This is a genomic window from Pseudomonas shirazensis (assembly GCF_050496565.1).
Taxonomy (GTDB): domain Bacteria; phylum Pseudomonadota; class Gammaproteobacteria; order Pseudomonadales; family Pseudomonadaceae; genus Aquipseudomonas; species Aquipseudomonas shirazensis_A.
The window spans coordinates 212,268-230,938 of sequence record NZ_JBNWAE010000007.1 but is presented as its reverse complement, the minus strand read 5'-3'; the positions used below and the strand labels follow the sequence as shown (position 1 = coordinate 230,938).

Annotated in this window: 14 protein-coding genes; 7 read left to right on the top strand and 7 right to left on the bottom strand. The window is 62.4% G+C overall.

What is annotated here, in order from left to right; all coding sequences use genetic code 11:
* The first annotated feature begins 241 nt into the window (after window positions 1–241).
* Window positions 242–2,851 carry a bifunctional aconitate hydratase 2/2-methylisocitrate dehydratase gene (acnB, locus tag ACQZ2L_RS12865; RefSeq protein WP_430326465.1) on the top strand — a complete coding sequence of 870 codons (2,610 nt, stop codon included), beginning with the start codon at window positions 242–244 and terminating at the stop codon, window positions 2,849–2,851.
* 119 nt (window positions 2,852–2,970) lie between these two features.
* Here the strand turns inward: acnB and prpF are convergent, their stop codons facing one another.
* The 5 genes from prpF to ACQZ2L_RS12840 all read right to left on the bottom strand — a co-directional run bounded on the left by prpF (window position 2,971) and on the right by ACQZ2L_RS12840 (window position 9,835).
* Window positions 2,971–4,158, bottom strand: coding sequence for a 2-methylaconitate cis-trans isomerase PrpF (gene prpF / locus ACQZ2L_RS12860; RefSeq protein ID WP_430326353.1), 1,188 nt, complete (start codon window positions 4,156–4,158; stop codon window positions 2,971–2,973).
* Window positions 4,159–4,294: 136 nt separating this feature from the next.
* Window positions 4,295–6,883, bottom strand: a complete 2,589-nt coding sequence (gene acnD / locus ACQZ2L_RS12855; protein WP_430326351.1) for a Fe/S-dependent 2-methylisocitrate dehydratase AcnD — start codon at window positions 6,881–6,883, stop codon at window positions 4,295–4,297.
* A 158-nt stretch (window positions 6,884–7,041) separates the two neighbouring features.
* The gene (gene prpC / locus ACQZ2L_RS12850; protein ID WP_430326349.1) at window positions 7,042–8,169 is read right to left on the bottom strand and encodes a bifunctional 2-methylcitrate synthase/citrate synthase; all 1,128 of its coding nucleotides are present in this window, start codon (window positions 8,167–8,169) and stop codon (window positions 7,042–7,044) included.
* 62 nt (window positions 8,170–8,231) lie between these two features.
* A complete protein-coding gene (gene prpB / locus ACQZ2L_RS12845) occupies window positions 8,232–9,122 on the bottom strand; it encodes a methylisocitrate lyase (protein WP_181087580.1) in 891 nt (296 codons plus the stop codon).
* On the bottom strand, window positions 9,119–9,835 hold the full coding sequence (locus ACQZ2L_RS12840; RefSeq protein ID WP_430326347.1) for a GntR family transcriptional regulator: 717 nt from the start codon (window positions 9,833–9,835) through the stop codon (window positions 9,119–9,121). Before ACQZ2L_RS12840 ends, prpB begins: the two co-directional genes overlap by 4 nt.
* Before the next feature lie 306 nt (window positions 9,836–10,141).
* Between ACQZ2L_RS12840 and ACQZ2L_RS12835 the strand changes: the two genes are divergently transcribed.
* The 5 genes from ACQZ2L_RS12835 (at window position 10,142) to ACQZ2L_RS12815 (ending at window position 15,513) form a co-directional block, all read left to right on the top strand.
* Window positions 10,142–10,678: an ATP-dependent zinc protease family protein gene (locus ACQZ2L_RS12835; RefSeq protein ID WP_103437951.1), complete on the top strand. Its 537-nt coding sequence runs from the start codon at window positions 10,142–10,144 to the stop codon at window positions 10,676–10,678.
* Window positions 10,679–10,683: 5 nt separating this feature from the next.
* Window positions 10,684–12,219: an inactive transglutaminase family protein gene (locus tag ACQZ2L_RS12830; protein WP_430326345.1), complete on the top strand. Its 1,536-nt coding sequence runs from the start codon at window positions 10,684–10,686 to the stop codon at window positions 12,217–12,219.
* Entirely contained in the window at window positions 12,219–13,202 is a 984-nt protein-coding gene (locus tag ACQZ2L_RS12825; RefSeq protein ID WP_430326343.1) for an alpha-L-glutamate ligase-like protein, read from the top strand. The genes ACQZ2L_RS12830 and ACQZ2L_RS12825 overlap by 1 nt, the downstream gene beginning before the upstream one ends.
* A gap of 132 nt (window positions 13,203–13,334) precedes the next feature.
* Window positions 13,335–14,678, top strand: a complete 1,344-nt coding sequence (gene pabB / locus ACQZ2L_RS12820) for an aminodeoxychorismate synthase component I (protein WP_430326463.1) — start codon at window positions 13,335–13,337, stop codon at window positions 14,676–14,678.
* Between the two features lie 100 nt (window positions 14,679–14,778).
* Window positions 14,779–15,513, top strand: coding sequence for a phosphoadenylyl-sulfate reductase (locus tag ACQZ2L_RS12815; protein ID WP_430326341.1), 735 nt, complete (start codon window positions 14,779–14,781; stop codon window positions 15,511–15,513).
* Window positions 15,514–15,618: 105 nt separating this feature from the next.
* Here the strand turns inward: ACQZ2L_RS12815 and cysB are convergent, their stop codons facing one another.
* Window positions 15,619–16,593: an HTH-type transcriptional regulator CysB gene (cysB, locus tag ACQZ2L_RS12810; protein WP_101321031.1), complete on the bottom strand. Its 975-nt coding sequence runs from the start codon at window positions 16,591–16,593 to the stop codon at window positions 15,619–15,621.
* A 127-nt stretch (window positions 16,594–16,720) separates the two neighbouring features.
* Entirely contained in the window at window positions 16,721–17,218 is a 498-nt protein-coding gene (locus tag ACQZ2L_RS12805) for a universal stress protein (RefSeq protein WP_103437954.1), read from the bottom strand.
* A gap of 374 nt (window positions 17,219–17,592) precedes the next feature.
* On the opposite strand from ACQZ2L_RS12805, the gene ACQZ2L_RS12800 reads away from it, so the two are divergent.
* The gene (locus ACQZ2L_RS12800; protein WP_150569846.1) at window positions 17,593–18,669 is read left to right on the top strand and encodes a 3-deoxy-7-phosphoheptulonate synthase; all 1,077 of its coding nucleotides are present in this window, start codon (window positions 17,593–17,595) and stop codon (window positions 18,667–18,669) included.
* The last annotated feature ends 2 nt before the right edge of the window (window positions 18,670–18,671 follow it).

Sequence of the window (18,671 nt, the reverse complement as noted above, 5' to 3'; positions counted from 1 at the left end):
TCACGAAGCACAGTTAATCCGGTAGAACGGTGTTGGCCGGCCCATGCAGCCCTCGCATGCTCCGCGCCAACCCCTCATCAGCGCTCCGTTCTACAGGCGTAAAACTTTGAAAACAGCTTCTGCAAGGATTTTCCGCACGCCTGGCTGGACGGCTCACGAAGCCGTAATTGCGCATGGCCGCGTTGAATTCTGGATGAGCGTCCCGGACTCCCTTTAGGGACCACTGATGAGGGTAATAACTGTGCTTGAAGCCTACCGCAAACATATCGAAGAGCGTAAAGCCCTGGGCATCGTGCCCCAGCCGCTGAACGCCGAACAGACTGCAGGCCTGGTCGAACTGTTGAAAAACCCGCCAGCCGGCGAAGAAGCCTTCCTCGTTGACCTGATCACCAACCGCGTACCACCAGGCGTTGACGAAGCTGCCTACGTCAAGGCCGGTTTCCTCTCGGCCATCGCCAAGGGCGAAGCCACTTCGCCACTGCTCGACCGCAAGCATGCCACCGAGCTGCTCGGCACCATGCAGGGCGGCTACAACATCGAGACGCTGGTCGCGCTGCTGGACGACGCCGAACTGGCTGCCGTCGCGGCCGAACAGCTCAAGCACACCCTGCTGATGTTCGATGCCTTCCATGACGTCGCCGAAAAAGCCAAGGCGGGCAATGCCCATGCCAAAGCCGTCCTCGAGTCCTGGGCCAATGGCGAGTGGTTCACCAAGCGTCCGGCGATTGCCGAGAAGTACACCCTGACCGTGTTCAAGGTGCCTGGCGAAACCAACACCGACGACCTCTCCCCTGCCCCGGATGCCTGGTCGCGCCCTGATATCCCGCTGCACGCCCTGGCCATGTTGAAAATGGCCCGCGACGGCATCGAGCCTGAGCAACCAGGTTCGGTCGGCCCGCTCAAGCAGATCGAAGCGATGCGCGCCAAGGGCTTCCCGGTCGCCTACGTCGGTGACGTGGTCGGTACCGGTTCGTCGCGTAAATCGGCAACCAACTCGGTCCTGTGGTTCTTCGGTGACGACATCCCCAACGTGCCGAACAAGCGCGCTGGCGGTTTCTGCTTCGGCACCAAGATCGCTCCGATCTTCTACAACACCATGGAAGACGCCGGCGCTCTGCCGATCGAATTCGATTGCTCCAACCTGGCCATGGGCGACGTCATCGACGTCTACCCGTTCAAAGGTGAAGTACGCCGTCACGAAAGCGACGAGCTGGTCACCACCTTTGAACTGAAGACGCCAGTCCTGCTCGACGAAGTCCGTGCTGGCGGCCGTATCCCGCTGATCGTTGGCCGCGGTCTGACCGACAAGGCGCGCACCGAGCTGGGCATGGGTCCAACCGACCTGTTCAAGCTGCCGGACGCACCGGTCGATACTGGCAAGGGCTTCACCCTGGCGCAGAAAATGGTTGGCCGTGCCTGCGGCATGCCAGAAGGCCAGGGCGTACGTCCAGGTGCCTACTGCGAACCGAAGATGACCACCGTGGGTTCGCAAGACACCACCGGCCCAATGACCCGCGACGAGCTCAAAGACCTCGCCTGCCTGGGCTTCTCGGCTGACCTGGTCATGCAGTCGTTCTGCCACACTGCGGCTTACCCGAAGCCGATCGACGTTACCACCCACCACACCCTGCCGGATTTCATCCGCACCCGTGGCGGCGTGTCGCTGCGTCCTGGCGACGGCATCATCCACAGCTGGCTGAACCGCATGCTGCTGCCTGACACCGTCGGCACCGGCGGCGACTCGCACACCCGCTTCCCGATCGGCATTTCGTTCCCGGCCGGTTCCGGCCTGGTCGCCTTCGCCGCTGCCACCGGCGTCATGCCGCTGGACATGCCAGAGTCGATCCTGGTTCGCTTCAAGGGCAAGCTGCAGCCTGGCATCACCCTGCGTGACCTGGTCCATGCGATCCCGTACTACGCCATTCAGCAAGGCCTGCTGACCGTCGAGAAGAAAGGCAAGATCAACGCCTTCTCGGGTCGCATCCTGGAAATCGAAGGCCTCGACGAGCTGACTGTCGAGCAAGCATTCGAGCTGTCCGACGCTTCCGCCGAGCGCTCTGCTGCTGGCTGCACCATCAAGCTGCCGGAAAAAGCCGTTGCCGAATACCTGCAGTCGAACATCACCCTGCTGCGCTGGATGATCAGCGAAGGTTACGGCGATGCGCGGACCATGGAGCGCCGTGCGCAAGCCATGGAAGCCTGGCTGGCCAACCCGCAGCTGCTGGCTGCCGACGCCGACGCCGAATACGCCGAGATCATCGAAATCGACCTGGCCGACGTCAAAGAGCCTGTGCTCTGCGCGCCGAACGACCCGGACGACGCCCGCCTGCTGTCTTCGGTACAGGGCGAGAAAATCGACGAAGTGTTCATCGGCTCGTGCATGACCAACATTGGTCACTTCCGCGCGGCTGGCAAGCTGCTGGAGAAGGTCAAGGGCGGTATTCCGACCCGTCTGTGGCTGGCTCCGCCAACCAAGATGGACGCTCACCAGCTGACCGAAGAAGGCTATTACGGCATCTACGGCAAAGCTGGCGCGCGCATGGAAATGCCAGGCTGCTCGCTGTGCATGGGTAACCAGGCACGTGTGCAGACCGGTTCGACCGTGGTGTCCACGTCGACCCGTAACTTCCCTAACCGTCTGGGCGATGCCACCAACGTCTACCTGGCTTCGGCCGAGCTGGCAGCAGTGGCTTCGATCATCGGCAAGCTGCCGACCATCGAAGAGTACATGCAGTACGCCAAAGACATCGACAGCATGGCTGCCGACGTCTACCGCTACCTGAGCTTCGACCAGATCGCCGAGTTCCGTGATGCTGCGGAAAGCGCCAAGATCCCGGCTGTTCAGGTCTGATGCCTGCAACAAACGCCTAGCGCGGTAATAAAAAAGCCCCGGCAGTGATGCCGGGGCTTTTTTTATGCGGTGCTTTTGTTGCAGTTCAGCTCGGGCGAAGACAGTGCACAGCGATGCAGCTAGAAGCTGTCCGCCGGCACCCGCACCCACCCTTCCATCAACACCCGCGCACTGCGGCTCATGATGGCCTTGGTCACGGTCCACTGGCCATCCACCTGGCGCGCCTCGGCGCCGACGCGCAATGTCCCGGACGGATGCCCGAAGCACACCGCAGTGCGCTCACCGCCGCCGGCAGCCATATTGACCAGCGTGCCAGGAATGGCAGCGGCGGTGCCGATGGCGACTGCTGCAGTACCCATCATGGCGTGGTGCAGTTTGCCCATCGACAACGCGCGCACCAGCAGGTCGATATCGGCCGCCGCGACCGCTTTGCCACTGGACGCAGCATAGGCAGCCGGTGCCGCGACGAAGGCCACCTTGGGCGTGTGCTGACGGTCACGGGCCTGCTCGAGATTGCTGATCAAGCCCATGCGCAGTGCGCCATAGGCGCGAATGGTCTCGAAGCGCGCCAGCGCTTGCGGGTCAGCATTGATCGCATCCTGCAATTCGGTGCCGCTGTAACCGAGGTCTTGCGCATTGAGGAAAATGGTCGGGATGCCGGCGTTGATCAGGGTCGCCTTGAATGTGCCAACCCCTGGCACTTCCAGGTCATCGACCAGGTTACCGGTGGGGAACATCGCTCCACCGCCCTCATCATCGGCAGCCGGCTCGACGAACTCCAGTTGCACTTCCGCAGCAGGGAACGTCACCCCGTCCAGCTCGAAGTCGCCGGTCTCTTGCACTTCGCCGTTGCTGATCGGCACATGGGCAATGATCGTCTTGCTGATGTTGGCCTGCCAGATACGCACCGTGGCAGTGCCGTTGTGCGGAATGCGCGCGGGGTCGACCAGGCCGCTGCTGATGGCAAACGAGCCGACTGCTGCGGAGAGGTTGCCGCAGTTGCCGCTCCAATCGACGAACGCCTTGTCGATGGCGACCTGGCCGAACAGATAGTCAACGTCGTGCCCAGGCTTGGTAGTGGTCGAGACGATCACCGCTTTGCTGGTGCTCGACGTGCCGCCACCCATGCCGTCGGTCTGCTTGCCGTATGGGTCGGGGCTGCCGATCACGCGCAGGATCAGCGCGTCCCGGGCAGGCCCGGGCTGACGGGCACGTTCGGGCAGGTCTTGCAGCGAGAAAAACACGCCCTTGCTGGTACCACCGCGCAAGTAGGTGGCCGGGATTTTGATCTGCGGTGCGTAGGTCATGATTGAGTCCTATGAATTCTGCGGTCTAGCCGGGGCCGCTGCGCGCCCCTTCGCGGGTGAACCCGCTCCCACAGGCATCGCGCCAACCCTGTGGGAGCGGGTTCACCCGCGAAGGGCCGCACAGCGGCCTCGGTACTCAGGCGGTAGCTTCGAGGAAGTCCTGGGCAAAGCGCTGCAGCACCCCGCCCGCTTCGTAGATCGAAACCTCTTCGGCAGTATCCAGCCGGCAGGTCACCGGCACCTCGAGGCGCTCGCCGTTACGGCGGGTGACCACCAGGGTGAGGGTCGCCCGCGGGGTGCGCCGGCCGAGCACGTCGTAGCTTTCGCTGCCATCGAGGCCGAGGGTGTTGCGATCGGTGCCGGCCTGGAACTCCAGCGGCAACACCCCCATACCGACCAGATTGGTGCGGTGAATGCGTTCGAAGCCCTCGGCAACGATCGCCTCGACCCCAGCCAGGCGCACGCCCTTGGCGGCCCAGTCGCGTGACGAGCCTTGGCCGTAATCGGCACCGGCAACGATGATCAGCGGCTGCTTGCGCTGCATGTAGGTTTCGATCGCTTCCCACATGCGCACCACCTGCCCTTCCGGCTCAAGCCGCGCCAGCGAACCCTGCTGCACGCTGCCATCGGCCTTGCGCACCATTTCGTTGAACAGCTTGGGGTTGGCAAAGGTGGCGCGCTGGGCAGTCAGGTGATCGCCGCGGTGGGTTGCGTAGGAGTTGAAGTCTTCCTCGGGCAGGCCCATCTTCGCCAGGTATTCGCCAGCGGCGCTGTCGAGCATGATCGCATTCGACGGCGACAGGTGATCGGTGGTGATGTTGTCCGGCAGCACCGCCAGCGGGCGCATGCCGCGCAAGGTGCGCTCACCGGCCAGGGCGCCTTCCCAATACGGCGGGCGACGGATGTAGGTGCTCATCGGGCGCCAGTCGTACAGCGGCGGGACCTTGGGCCCGGTGTCTTCTTCGATGGCGAACATCGGGATGTACACGCTGCGGAACTGCTCGGGCTTGACCGCGGCACCGACCACGGCGTCGATCTCGGCATCGCTGGGCCAGATGTCCTTGAGGCGGATTTCCTTGCCGTCGACCACGCCCAGCACATCCTTCTCGATATCGAAGCGGATGGTCCCGGCAATAGCGTAGGCTACCACCAGCGGCGGCGAAGCGAGGAACGCCTGCTTGGCGTACGGGTGGATGCGCCCGTCGAAATTGCGGTTGCCCGACAATACGGCGGTGGCGTACAGGTCGCGGTCGATTATCTCCTGCTGGATTGCCGGGTCGAGCGCGCCAGACATACCGTTGCAGGTGGTGCAGGCGAAGGCGACGATGCCAAAGCCCAGCTGCTCGAGCTCATGCTCGAGCCCGGCTTCCTGCAGGTACAGTTTGACCGCCTTGGAACCCGGCGCCAGCGACGACTTGACCCACGGTTTGCGGGTCAGGCCAAGGCGGTTGGCGTTGCGCGCGATCAAGCCGGCGGCAATCACGTTGCGCGGGTTGCTGGTGTTGGTGCAGCTGGTGATGGCGGCGATGATCACGGCGCCGTCCGGCATCTGCCCAGGCACATCCTGCCAGGCTCCGGCGATGCCCTTGGCCGCCAGCTCGCTGGTGGCCACGCGGGCGTGCGGGTTGGACGGCCCGGCCATGTTGCGCACCACACTCGACAGGTCGAAGCTGAGGACACGCTCGTAAACCGCGTCGACCAGGCTGTCGGCCCAAAGGCCGGCGACCTTGGCGTAGTTCTCGACCAACTGCACCTGCTGTTCTTCGCGGCCGGTCAGGCGCAGGTAGTCGATGGTCTGCTGGTCGATGGCGAACATCGCCGCAGTGGCGCCATATTCCGGGGCCATGTTGGAGATGGTGGCGCGGTCGCCCAGGGTCAGCGCGCGGGCGCCCTCGCCGTAGAACTCCAGGTAGGCGCCGACCACCTTCTGCTTGCGCAGAAACTCGGTCAGGGCCAGGACCAGGTCGGTGGCGGTGATGTTCGGTTGCAGGCGGCCAGTCAGCTCGACGCCGACGATTTCCGGCAGGCGCATCCACGAAGCGCGGCCGAGCATGACGTTCTCGGCTTCAAGGCCGCCCACACCAATCGCGATAACCCCAAGCGCATCGACATGCGGGGTGTGGCTGTCGGTACCGACGCAGGTGTCCGGGTAGGCTACGCCGCGCTCGCTGTGGATCACCGGCGACATCTTCTCCAGGTTGATCTGGTGCATGATGCCGTTGCCGGGCTGGATCACATCAACGTTCTTGAAGGCTTTCTTGGTCCAGTTGATGAAATGAAAGCGGTCTTCGTTGCGTCGGTCTTCGATGGCGCGGTTGCGCTCGAAAGCCTGCGGATCGTAGCCACCGCATTCGACGGCCAGGGAGTGATCGACGATCAACTGCACGGGTACTACCGGATTGACCTGGGCCGGGTCGCCGCCCTTGTCGGCGATGGCGTCGCGCAAGCCGGCCAGGTCGACCAGGGCGGTCTGGCCAAGAATGTCGTGGCACACCACCCGCGCCGGGAACCAGGGGAAGTCGAGATCGCGCTTGCGTTCGATCAACTGCTCCAGGGAGGCGTTGAGGGTGGCCGGGTCACAGCGGCGCACCAGGTTCTCGGCGAGTACGCGGGAGGTGTACGGCAGGCCTGCGTAGGCGCTGGGCTTGATCGCCTCGACCGCTGCGCGGGCATCGAAATAGTCCAGGCCGGAGCCTGGCAGGGCCTTGCGGAAGGTGCTGTTCATATAGTTATCAGGCTCACGGTATTGGTTTGGTACGGCTGGGGGCTGCTTTGCAGCCCTTTCGCGACACAAGGCCGCTCCTACAAAAAGCATCGCAGTCCCCTGTAGGAGCGGCCTTGTGTCGCGATAGGGGCGCGAAGCGCCCCCAAACACCCGCAGCCTCAACGCTGCTCTATCGGCACATACTCACGCTGCTCAACCCCGACATACTCCGCACTCGGGCGAATGATCCGGTTGTTGGCACGCTGCTCGAACACATGCGCCGCCCAGCCAGTCAGCCGCGAGCAGACGAAAATCGGCGTGAACAGCTCGGTCGGAATGCCCATGAAGTGATACGCCGAGGCATGGTAGAAGTCGGCGTTGGGGAACAGCTTCTTCTGCTCCCACATGGTCTTGTCGATCGCTTCGGAAACCGGATACAGCACGGTGTCGCCGGCTTCATCAGCGAGCTGCTTGGCCCAGCCCTTGATCACTTCGTTGCGCGGGTCGGACTCTTTGTAGATCGCGTGACCAAAGCCCATGATCTTGTCCTTGCGCTCGAGCATCTGCAGCAGCTCGGCGGTGGCTTCCTGCGGGCTCTGGAAGCGCTCGATCAAGGCCATCGCCGCTTCGTTGGCGCCACCATGCAGCGGGCCACGCAGCGAGCCGATCGCGGCGGTGACGCAGGAGTACAGGTCAGACAAGGTCGAAGCGCAGACCCGAGCGGTAAAGGTCGAGGCGTTGAACTCATGCTCGGCGTACAGAATGAGCGAGACGTTCATCACCTTGACATGCAGCTCGCTCGGCTTCTTGCCGTGCAGCAGTTGCAGGAAGTGCCCGCCGAGGGTGTCTTCATCGCTGTTGCAGTCGATGCGCACGCCATGGTGGCTGAAGCGATACCAGTAACACATGATCGCCGGGAACAGCGCCAGCAGGCGGTCAGTCTTGTCGCGCTGGGTGTCGAAGGTCAGCTCCGGCTCAAGCGTGCCGAGCATCGAGCAGCCAGTGCGCATGACGTCCATCGGGTGGGTATCGCGGGGGATGCGCTCCAGCACCTCCTTGAGCGCCTGTGGCAGATCACGCAGGCCCTTGAGCTTGCGTTTGTAGTCGCTGACCTCGGCCTGGCTGGGCAGCTCGCCGTACAGCAACAGGTAAGCAACCTCTTCAAATTCGGCATGCTTTGCCAGGTCACGCACGTCGTAACCACGGTAGGTCAGGCCGGCACCGGCCTGGCCAACGGTCGACAGCGCGGTCTGGCCGGCCACCTGGCCACGCAGGCCTGCGCCACTGAGTACTTTTGCTTCGGCCATGGGGCTTCTCCTTTATTGAACTTGTTATGGAATTGCTGGCTAATCCGGGTGGCTGCTAAGTCTCAGCCTTTTTTCTGGGCAAACAGCGCATCGAGGCTCTGCTCGAAGGCGTGGTAGCCAATGGCATCGTAGAGCTCCATGCGAGTCTGCATGGTGTCGATGACGTTTTGCTGAGTGCCATCGCGGCGCAGTGCGGTGTAGACATTTTCCGCTGCCTTGTTCATGGCGCGGAACGCCGACAGCGGATACAACACCAGCGACACGTCGACGGCTGCCAGTTGTTCGGTGGTGTACAGCGGAGTCGCGCCGAACTCGGTGATGTTGGCCAGGATCGGTGCCCGCACGCGCTCGGCAAAGGTCTTGTACATCGCCAGTTCCGTGATCGCCTCGGGGAAGATCATGTCGGCACCCGCTTCGACACAGGCGGCGGCGCGGTCCAGTGCCGCGTTGAGGCCTTCAACTGCCAGCGCGTCGGTGCGCGCCATGATCACGAAGCTGTCGTCCAGGCGCGCATCGACGGCGGCCTTGATCCGGTCGACCATCTCCTGCTGGGTGACGATTTCCTTGTTCGGCCGGTGGCCGCAACGCTTGGCCCCGACCTGATCTTCGATATGAATGGCCGCGGCGCCAAACTTGTTCATCGAGCGCACGGTGCGCGCCACGTTGAATGCCGAAGCGCCAAAGCCGGTGTCGACATCCACCAGCAACGGCAGGTCGCAGACGTCGGTGATCCGGCGCACGTCGGTGAGTACATCATCCAGGCCGGTAATGCCCAGGTCTGGCAGGCCGAGCGAGCCGGCGGCGACGCCGCCACCGGAGAGGTAGATGGCCTTGAACCCGGCGCGTTTGGCCAGCAACGCGTGGTTGGCGTTGATCGCGCCGACCACCTGCAAAGGATGTTCAGCGGCAACCGCGTCGCGGAAACGTTGGCCTGGCGTGCTCTTCACAGTCATGACTCACCTCGTGGGCTGTTGTTGTCTGCGCCTTCATAGTGGCGCGCGATATTGCGTTTGGAGGCGCCGATATGGCGGCGCATCAGCAGTTCGGCCAGCTCGCCGTCGCGGTCGGCAATCGCATCGAGGATGCGGTGATGCTCGGCGAAGGCCTGGTGCGGGCGGTTGGGCGTGGCGGAAAACTGGATGCGGTACATGCGCACCAGCTGGTACAGCTCGCCGCAGAGCATCTGCACCAGGGTCTGGTTGCCGCTGCCCTGAATGATGCGGTAGTGAAAGTCGTAGTCGCCTTCCTGCTGGTAGTAGCCCACCCCAGCCTGGAACGCGGCATCGCGCTCGTGGGTGTCGAGCACCCGACGCAGCTCGTCGAGCTCGGCCGCACTCATGCGCTCGGCGGCCAGCCGACAGGCCATGCCCTCGAGCGATTCGCGGATCTCGTACAGTTCGATCAGTTCGGCGTGGCTCAGCGATACCACGCGAGCGCCGACATGCGGCACCCGCACCAGCAAGCGCTGGCCTTCGAGGCGGTGGATGGCTTCGCGCAATGGGCCCCGGCTGATGCCGTAGGTGCGCGCCAGCTCTGGCTCGGAGATCTTGCTGCCTGGGGCGATTTCGCCTTTGACGATGGCCGCCTGGATCCGCCGGAAGACGTTTTCCGAAAGCGTCTCGCTTTCTTCCACAATGGTCGGCGGGGCTTGGCTGAGGTCCAGCATATTGTCGACACCTTGAACGTCAATAGCCATAAAACTAGCTAAACCAACCCCATTAGTCAAAGCAAAAATGCACATTGTCGACAATCGTCTAACGGCGAACTTAAAGCGCGCCAGCACTGTCAGATTGCGACGCGCTGGCGTCAAGACGTCGCCGTGATAGAATGCCGCGCTTCCCTTAGGGGGCATCAACAGTCCGCCTGTCGTCGTATGTCATTTGTGTAGTCATTTGTATAAGTGTCGACAGATCAAAAGGATGCTTGGCCAGTCGCCTTGCCCTGAACCCAGCACAGCATCGCGCCAGGATTTATGAGACTTACACCCGTTTTATTGTTGTTCTGCCTTGCCCTGCTGCCGACCTTCGGCCACGCAGCCGAGAAGACCGTGTACGGCCTGAACGAGTACGCCCACTTGAATGACCTCGACCTCGAGGTTGCGGCCAAGCTCGACACCGGCGCCAAGACAGCCTCGCTGAGTGCCCGTGACATCAAGCGCTTCAAGCGCAACGGCGAAAGCTGGGTGCGCTTCTACCTGGCCATCGATACCGCTCATTCGCACCCGATCGAACGGCCGCTGGCCCGGGTCAGCAAGATCAAGCGGCGTGCCGGTGATTACAATGCCGACGAAGGCAAGGCCTACACCGCCCGCCCAGTCATCGAATTGAACATTTGCATGGGCCGAGCCCTGCGCACCATCGAAGTCAACCTCACCGATCGCAGCACGTTCCAGTTCCCGCTGCTGATCGGCTCCGAGGCCTTGAAAGACTTCGACGCGCTGGTCGACCCCAGCCTCAAATACGCGGCCGGCAAACCTGCCTGTGCCACCGACGCTCCCAAAGCAGAGTAATCCCGATGCGCTCTCTCACCCTTCACCTCAAAGTCCTCATCACCGTGCTGGTGTTGCTGGGCGTGGCGGTCACGGCCTATCAGATCTTCTTCCTCGGCATTCCGATGACCGAAGACGAAACCGACGACTTGTGGAACATCGACGCCAAGGTCGAGTTCGTCGCCAGTGCCAAGGATCCAGTCAAGGTGCAGATGTTCGTGCCGCCGCTGAGCCGCGATTACGTCAGCCTCAACGAGAGCTTCATCTCCAACAACTATGGCGTCAGCGTCAACCGCGCCGATGGCAACCGCAAGGTGACCTGGTCGGCGCGCCGCGCCAATGGCAATCAGACCCTGTACTACCGTCTGGTGCTGACCAAGCGCTACAGCAACGAAAAGATCGCCATCAAAGGCCCGACCTTCCGTGACAGCAAGGCTGTCGAGGGGCCTGAGAAGATTGCTGCCGAAGCGCTGATGGCGCCCATTCGCCAGCACTCGGCCGACGTCGAGACATTCGTTGGCGAGACCATCAAGCGGGTCAACAACCTCAACGACGACAACGTCAAGCTGCTGTTGGCCGGCGACACCTCGGCCATGAACAAGGCCAAGGTCATCGACCTGCTGCTGTCCATCGCCCACGTGCCGATGGAAAAGGTCCACACCATTCGCCTGGTTGCCGACACCCCGCAATCGCCTGAACTGTGGCTGCGCAGCTTCAACGGCAACGATTGGCTGTACTTCAACCCGGACACCGGCGAGCAAGGCCTGCCCAGCGATCGCCTGCTGTGGTGGACCGGCGACGACAACCTGATCACCGTCGATGGCGGCAAAAAAGCCAACGTCACCTTCAGCATGAACAACAGCGAGATGAACGCCATCCGCCTGGCCAAGCTGACCGACGAGAACACCGACGCCGACTTCCTCGAATACTCGCTGTACAGCCTGCCGCTGCAAACCCAGCAGACCTTCATGATCATGGTCATGATCCCGATTGGCGTGCTGGTGATCCTGGTGCTGCGCAACCTGATCGGCCTGCAGACTCTGGGTACGTTTACCCCGGTACTGATCGCCCTGGCCTTCCGCGAGACTCAACTGGGCTTCGGCATCATTCTGTTTACCGTGATTACCGCGCTGGGCCTGTCGCTGCGCTCCTACCTTGAGCACCTCAAGTTGCAGATGCTGCCGCGACTCTCGGTGGTGTTGACCTTTGTCGTGGTATTGATCGCGGCCATCAGCCTGTTCAGCCACAAGCTGGGCCTTGAGCGCGGGCTGTCGGTAGCGCTGTTCCCGATGGTGATTTTGACCATGACCATCGAACGTCTGTCGATCACCTGGGAAGAACGTGGCGGTGGCCATGCCATGAAAGTTGCCATCGGCACCCTGTTCGCAGCCTCCCTGGCGCACCTGCTGATGATGGTGCCGGAGCTGGTGTACTTCGTCTTCACCTTCCCTGCAGTGCTGTTGATTCTGGTGGGCTTCATGCTGGCGATGGGTCGCTACCGCGGCTACCGCCTGACCGAGCTGGTGCGCTTCAAGGCATTCCTGAAGAAGGCTGACGCCTGATGTTCGGACTGATCAAGACATGGAAAGCCCTGGAGGCCCGGGGCATCATGGGTATCAACCGGCGCAATGCGGACTACGTCCTCAAGTACAACAAGCGCCACCTGTACCCAATCGTCGACGACAAGATCATCACCAAGGAACGCGCCATCGCCGCCGGCATCCATGTGCCGGAAATGTATGGCGTGATCGAGACCGAGAAGCAGATCGACAAGCTGCACGAGATCATCGGCGGGCGTAGCGACTTCGTCATCAAGCCGGCCCAGGGCGCCGGCGGTGACGGCATCCTGGTCATCGCCGACCGCTTCGAGGATCGCTACCGCACGGTGTCGGGCAAGATCATGAGCCACGAGGAAATCGAACACCAGGTGTCGAGTATCCTCACTGGCCTGTATTCGCTTGGCGGCCACCGCGACCGGGCGCTGATCGAGTACCGGGTAACGCCGGACCAGATCTTCAAGAGCATCAGCTATGAAGGTGTGCCGGACATCCGCATCATCGTCCTGATGGGCTACCCGGTGATGGCCATGCTGCGCCTGCCTACCCGCCAGTCGGGCGGCAAGGCCAACCTGCACCAGGGCGCCATCGGTGTGGGTGTTGACCTCGCCACTGGCGTTACCTTGCGCGGCACCTGGCTGAACAACATCATCAGCAAACACCCGGATACCACCAACTCGGTAGACGGCGTGCAGCTGCCCAACTGGGACGGTTTCATGAAGCTCGCCGCAGGCTGTTACGAGCTGTGCGGGCTGGGTTACATCGGCGTCGACATGGTACTGGACCAGGACAAGGGACCGTTGATTCTCGAGCTCAACGCCCGCCCGGGCCTGAACATCCAGATCGCCAACGACTGCGGCCTGACCCAGCGCACCCATGCCATCGAAGCGCATATCGAAGCGCTGGCCAAAGACGGCATCAGCGAAGATGCCGAGCAGCGTGTGCGGGTTGCGCAAAACCTGTTTGGCCACGTCCCTTCGCACAACTGAGCAGTGCCTGCCCAGTGGGCTGCGAGCAGCTCCACTGCGCTACCCCGGCTGCGGATGTCGCAGCCGGGACTAGGCCGCTCGGCATGAGCAGCCTACAATCGCCTCCTCGTTTTTTCAGTGCTGTTCATTCGCATGCCGACCTGTACGCTTTATCCCCTGCCCTATCAAGCCGACCCGGCCGTGTGGTTCGCAAGCCTGCGCCAGGCCCCAGGCGCGATTCTGCTGGACAGCGCCCGCCCCGGCGCTGAACGTGGCCGCTTCGACCTGCTCAGTGCCTGGCCAGTCGAGCACCTGCAAACCCAAGGCGATGAGGATGGCCGGGCGTATCTGCAACGGCTGCGCGCCAGCCTCAGCCGGCTGGGCCGCGCCGAGCTGCCGGACGGCGTCGAGCTGCCCTTCGCCGGCGGCTTGATCGGCTATCTCAGCTATGATTTTGGCCGGCGCCTCGAGCAGCTACCGTGCCAGGCCCGCGACGACCTCGGCCTGGCTGACGCGCGACTGGGTTTGTACGCCTGGGCCTTGGTCAGCGATCACCTGCTGGGCACCAGCCAGCTGGTGTTTCATCCAAGCCTTGCAGCAGGCGAGCAGCAGCGGCTGATCGCGCTGTTCAGCACTGCGGCCGAGGATGCGCCCGGCACATTCAGCCTGCTCGCGCCGATGCGCGGCGATCTGCAGCCCGATGACTATCGCCAGGCCTTCGACCGTGTGCAGCAGTACATCAAGGCCGGCGACTGCTACCAGATCAACCTGACCCAGCGCTTTCGCGCACCCTGCCAGGGTGACCCGTGGGCGGCCTATCAGGCGCTGCGCAAGGCTTGCCCTACGCCGTTCTCCGGCTACCAGCAGTTGGCAGATGGCAGCGCCCTGCTGAGCTTCTCGCCGGAACGCTTTGTGCGAGCAAGCCAGGGCGAAGTGGAAACCCGCCCGATCAAGGGCACCCGGCCGCGCTCCAGCGAACCGACGGAAGACGCACGCAACGCCGCCGAGCTGCTTGCCAGCAGCAAGGACCGCTCAGAGAACCTGATGATCGTCGACTTGCTGCGCAATGATCTGGGGCGCACCTGCGAGACCGGCACGGTCAAGGTACCCGAGCTGTTCAGCCTGGAGAGCTACCCCAACGTGCACCATCTGGTCAGCAGCATCACTGGCCGCCTGGCCGCCGGCAAGGACTCGCTCGACCTGCTCGGCGATAGCTTCCCCGGCGGCTCGATCACTGGCGCACCGAAGATCCGCGCCATGCAGATCATCGACGAGCTGGAACCCACCCGGCGTGCGCTGTACTGCGGCTCGCTGCTGTACATCGATGTGCGCGGCGAAATGGACAGCTCGATCGCCATTCGCAGCGTGCTGATCAAGGATGGCCAGGCCTGCTGCTGGGGCGGCGGCGCGGTGGTGGCGGACTCGCACTGGGAGGCGGAATACGAAGAGTCGATCGCCAAGGTGCGGGTATTGCTGCAGACCCTGCAAGGGCTCTGAGCAGCGGCGCGGGCCATCACAAGCGGCCTGCCCTGCCAATTTTTGTTACCATTTGCCGACTACGAGCGCACAGCGCCATAAACCCGATGGAAACCGCCTGATGAGCCAAGCCTTCGACGTTGCCACCCTGGCTGCAAGCTATGCCAGCAAGTCCCCCCAGGACATTCTTAAACTCGCCTTCGAGCACTTTGGCGATGACCTGTGGATCTCTTTCAGCGGCGCCGAAGACGTGGTGCTGGTGGACATGGCCTGGAAGCTCAACAAGCAGGTCAAGGTGTTCAGCCTGGATACCGGCCGGCTGCACCCGGAGACCTACCGCTTTATCGATCAGGTCCGCGAGCAGTACAACCTGCCAATCGAAATCCTCAGCCCCGACCGCGCCAAGCTCGAACCACTGGTCAAAGAGAAAGGCCTGTTCAGTTTCTACAAGGACGGCCATGGCGAGTGCTGCGGGATTCGCAAGATCGAACCGCTGCGGCGCAAGCTGGGCACAGTCAGCGCCTGGGCCACAGGCCAGCGTCGCGACCAGAGCCCTGGCACCCGCAGCCAGGTTGCGGCACTGGAAATCGATGCTGCGTTTTCAACGCCCGAGCACACCCTGTACAAGTTCAATCCGTTGGCGCAGATGAGCAGTGAAGAAGTGTGGGGTTATATCCGCATGCTGGAACTACCGTACAACAGCCTGCATGAACGTGGCTTCATCAGCATTGGTTGCGAGCCGTGCACCCGGCCGGTGTTGCCTAACCAGCATGAGCGCGAAGGCCGCTGGTGGTGGGAAGAGGCAACGCAGAAGGAGTGTGGGTTGCACGCGGGGAATATTATTTCCAAGGCGTAGTGCGCGGCGCCTGGAGTGAGGCCGCTTTGCGGCCTTTTCGCGACACAAGGCCGCTCCTACGGGGATTGCGCGGTTCCTGTAGGAGCGGCTTCCGTCACCAACCAATCAATGCACCGGCAGTTCAACCCCGTTGAACAGCTCTTCAAGCTCTTGCTTGTTATGGCACTGAATCGCCTTGGCCATCACTTCACGGGTCAGGTGCGGGGCGAACTTCTCGATGAAGTCGCACATGAAGCCACGCAGGAAGGTCCCGCGACGGAAACCGATCTTGGTCACGCTGGCTTCGAACAGCTCACTGGCATCCAGTGCCACCAGGTCGCTGTCGAGCTTGGCGTCGACCGCCATGCCAGCCACGATGCCAACGCCCAGGCCCAGGCGCACGTAAGTCTTGATCACGTCGGCATCGGCTGCGGTGAACACCACTTTCGGGGTCAGGCCGCGATGGTTGAACGCTTCATCCAACTTGGAGCGGCCAGTAAAACCAAACACGTAGGTCACGATCGGGTATTCGGCAACCGCTTCCAGGGTCAGTTTCGGTAGCTTGGCCAGCGGGTGTCCCTGCGGCACCACCACACAGCGGTTCCACTTGTAGCACGGCATCATGATCAGATCACCGAACAGCTCCAGCGCCTCGGTGGCGATGGCGAAATCGACGGTACCGTCAGCTGCCATTTCAGCGATCTGCATCGGCGAGCCCTGGTGCATGTGCAGGGACACATCCGGGTATTGCTTGATGAAGCTGCTGATCACTGGCGGCAGCGCGTAACGCGCCTGGGTGTGGGTCGTGGCGATCGACAAGGTGCCCTTCTTCTCGTTGGAGAATTCCTGAGCGATCTGTTTGATGCTTTCAACCTTGCGCAGGATCTCGCCAGCGGTGTTGATGATGCGCTCGCCGGCTGGAGTAACGCGGGTCAGGTGCTTGCCGCTGCGTGCAAAAACTTCGACGCCCAACTCATCCTCGAGCAGCCGGATCTGCTTGCTGATCCCCGGCTGCGAGGTATACAGGCTCTGCGCTGTTGCGGAGACGTTGAGGTCGTGGTGCGCCACTTCCCAGATGTAGCGCAGTTGTTGAAGCTTCATAGGTTTCCCTCGGTTCTGCGGTAAGTCACCAGCAGCAGGCAGCGACGATATATAACTATATTAGTGGCTAATGTAATAAATCTAGAACTATTTTGTTACATGAGTGGGAAATGTCCTACGCCGCATTTCACAATTTCCTACGCCCCAGATGCTGCGCCAGCGGCACCATATAGACCGGCACCGACGACAACTGCAGCAGCCGCACCGCTGTGCGCCCGATGGGCACATCGACCCCTGCCCCGTGGGTATGGCTGCCGAAGATCAGCAGGTCAACGCTCAAGCGCTGGGCCTGTTCGAGAATGACCTGCGCAGGGTCGCCCTGGCGCACCCTGACCGCTTGAATCACCGCCAGGTCGGCGTCCTCGCCGAGCTCCTCACGAAAACTGGCCAGCACCTTCTGCTCGATGTTGGCCATGACCGTGTTGACGCCCTGGCTGTGCAACTGATCCAGGGTTTGCTCATCCAGATAACTCTGCAGCAGCGATTCGGCGAACTGGCCCATCGGCTCGACTGCATGAATGACATAAAGCTGCGCATTGAAGGTTCGCGCCAGCGCCAGGGCATGCTGCATGACAAACGGTGCATAAACCCCAAGGTCGGTGGCATACAGCATGGAACGAATCATTCGGCCTCCTGCCCTGCCGCCAAGGCAGAGCAATTTCAGCTTAGCAGCGCCGCGCCCGGACGCTGTGCCGTCCAGCTACGCCGCTGTACTGTAGGAGCGGCCTTGTGTCGCGAAAGGCCAGCGGAGCTGGCCCGGCAATGGCGGCGGCGGAGCTGTAATTGGGGGCCGCTGCGCGACCCTTTCGCGACACAAGGCCGCTCCTACGGACGGCGGTGCGTCAGCTGGTTGCGTTTCCACCCTTTATTAGCTCGCCTCAGCCCATTGTCGCGCCCCCTGTAACGCGCTAAGGTTCGGCCTCCCCGCTGCGAACAATCTGCTGCTGGGCCGCACGGGGATTGTTGGCGGCCGGCACCCGTGACCTGACGAGTAACACGATGGCTGATTTACCGATCGATGACCTAAACGTTGCCTCCAACGAGACCTTGATCACCCCTGATCAGCTCAAGAAGGAAATCCCTCTCAGCGCCAAGGCCCTGCAGACCGTTACTGCCGGCCGCGAAGTGGTGCGCAATATTCTCGACGGCAAGGACCACCGCCTGTTCGTGGTGATCGGCCCTTGCTCGATTCACGACATCAAAGCCGCCCACGAATACGCCGAACGCCTCAAGGTGCTCGCTGCTGAAGTCTCCGACACCTTGTATCTGGTGATGCGCGTGTACTTCGAGAAGCCGCGTACCACTGTCGGCTGGAAAGGCCTGATCAACGACCCGTACCTGGATGACTCGTTCAAGATCCAGGACGGTCTGCACATTGGCCGCAAGCTGCTGCTGGACCTCGCGGAAATGGGCCTGCCAACGGCTACCGAAGCGCTCGACCCGATCTCGCCGCAGTACCTGCAGGACTTGATCAGCTGGTCGGCGATCGGCGCGCGCACCACCGAATCCCAGACCCACCGCGAGATGGCCTCGGGCCTGTCGTCAGCAGTCGGCTTCAAGAACGGCACCGACGGCGGCCTGACCGTGGCCATCAATGCCCTGCAGTCGGTCTCCAAGCCGCACCGCTTCCTCGGCATCAACCAGGAAGGCGGCGTCTCCATCGTCACCACCAAAGGCAACGCCTATGGTCACGTGGTGCTGCGTGGTGGCAATGGCAAGCCCAACTACGACTCGGTCAGCGTTGCGCTGTGCGAGCAGGATCTGGCCAAGGCCAAGATCAAGGCCAATATCATGGTCGACTGCAGCCACGCCAACTCCAACAAGGACCCGGCGCTGCAGCCACTGGTCATGGAAAACGTTGCCAACCAAATCCTGGAAGGCAACCAGTCGATCATCGGCCTGATGGTCGAGAGCCACCTGAACTGGGGCTGCCAGTCAATTCCCAAAGACCTGGCCGACCTGCAGTACGGTGTTTCGGTGACCGACTCGTGCATTGACTGGAGCGCGACCGAGAAGGCCGTGCGCAGCATGCACAGCAAGCTCAAGGATGTGCTGCCGCAGCGTAAACGCGGCTGACG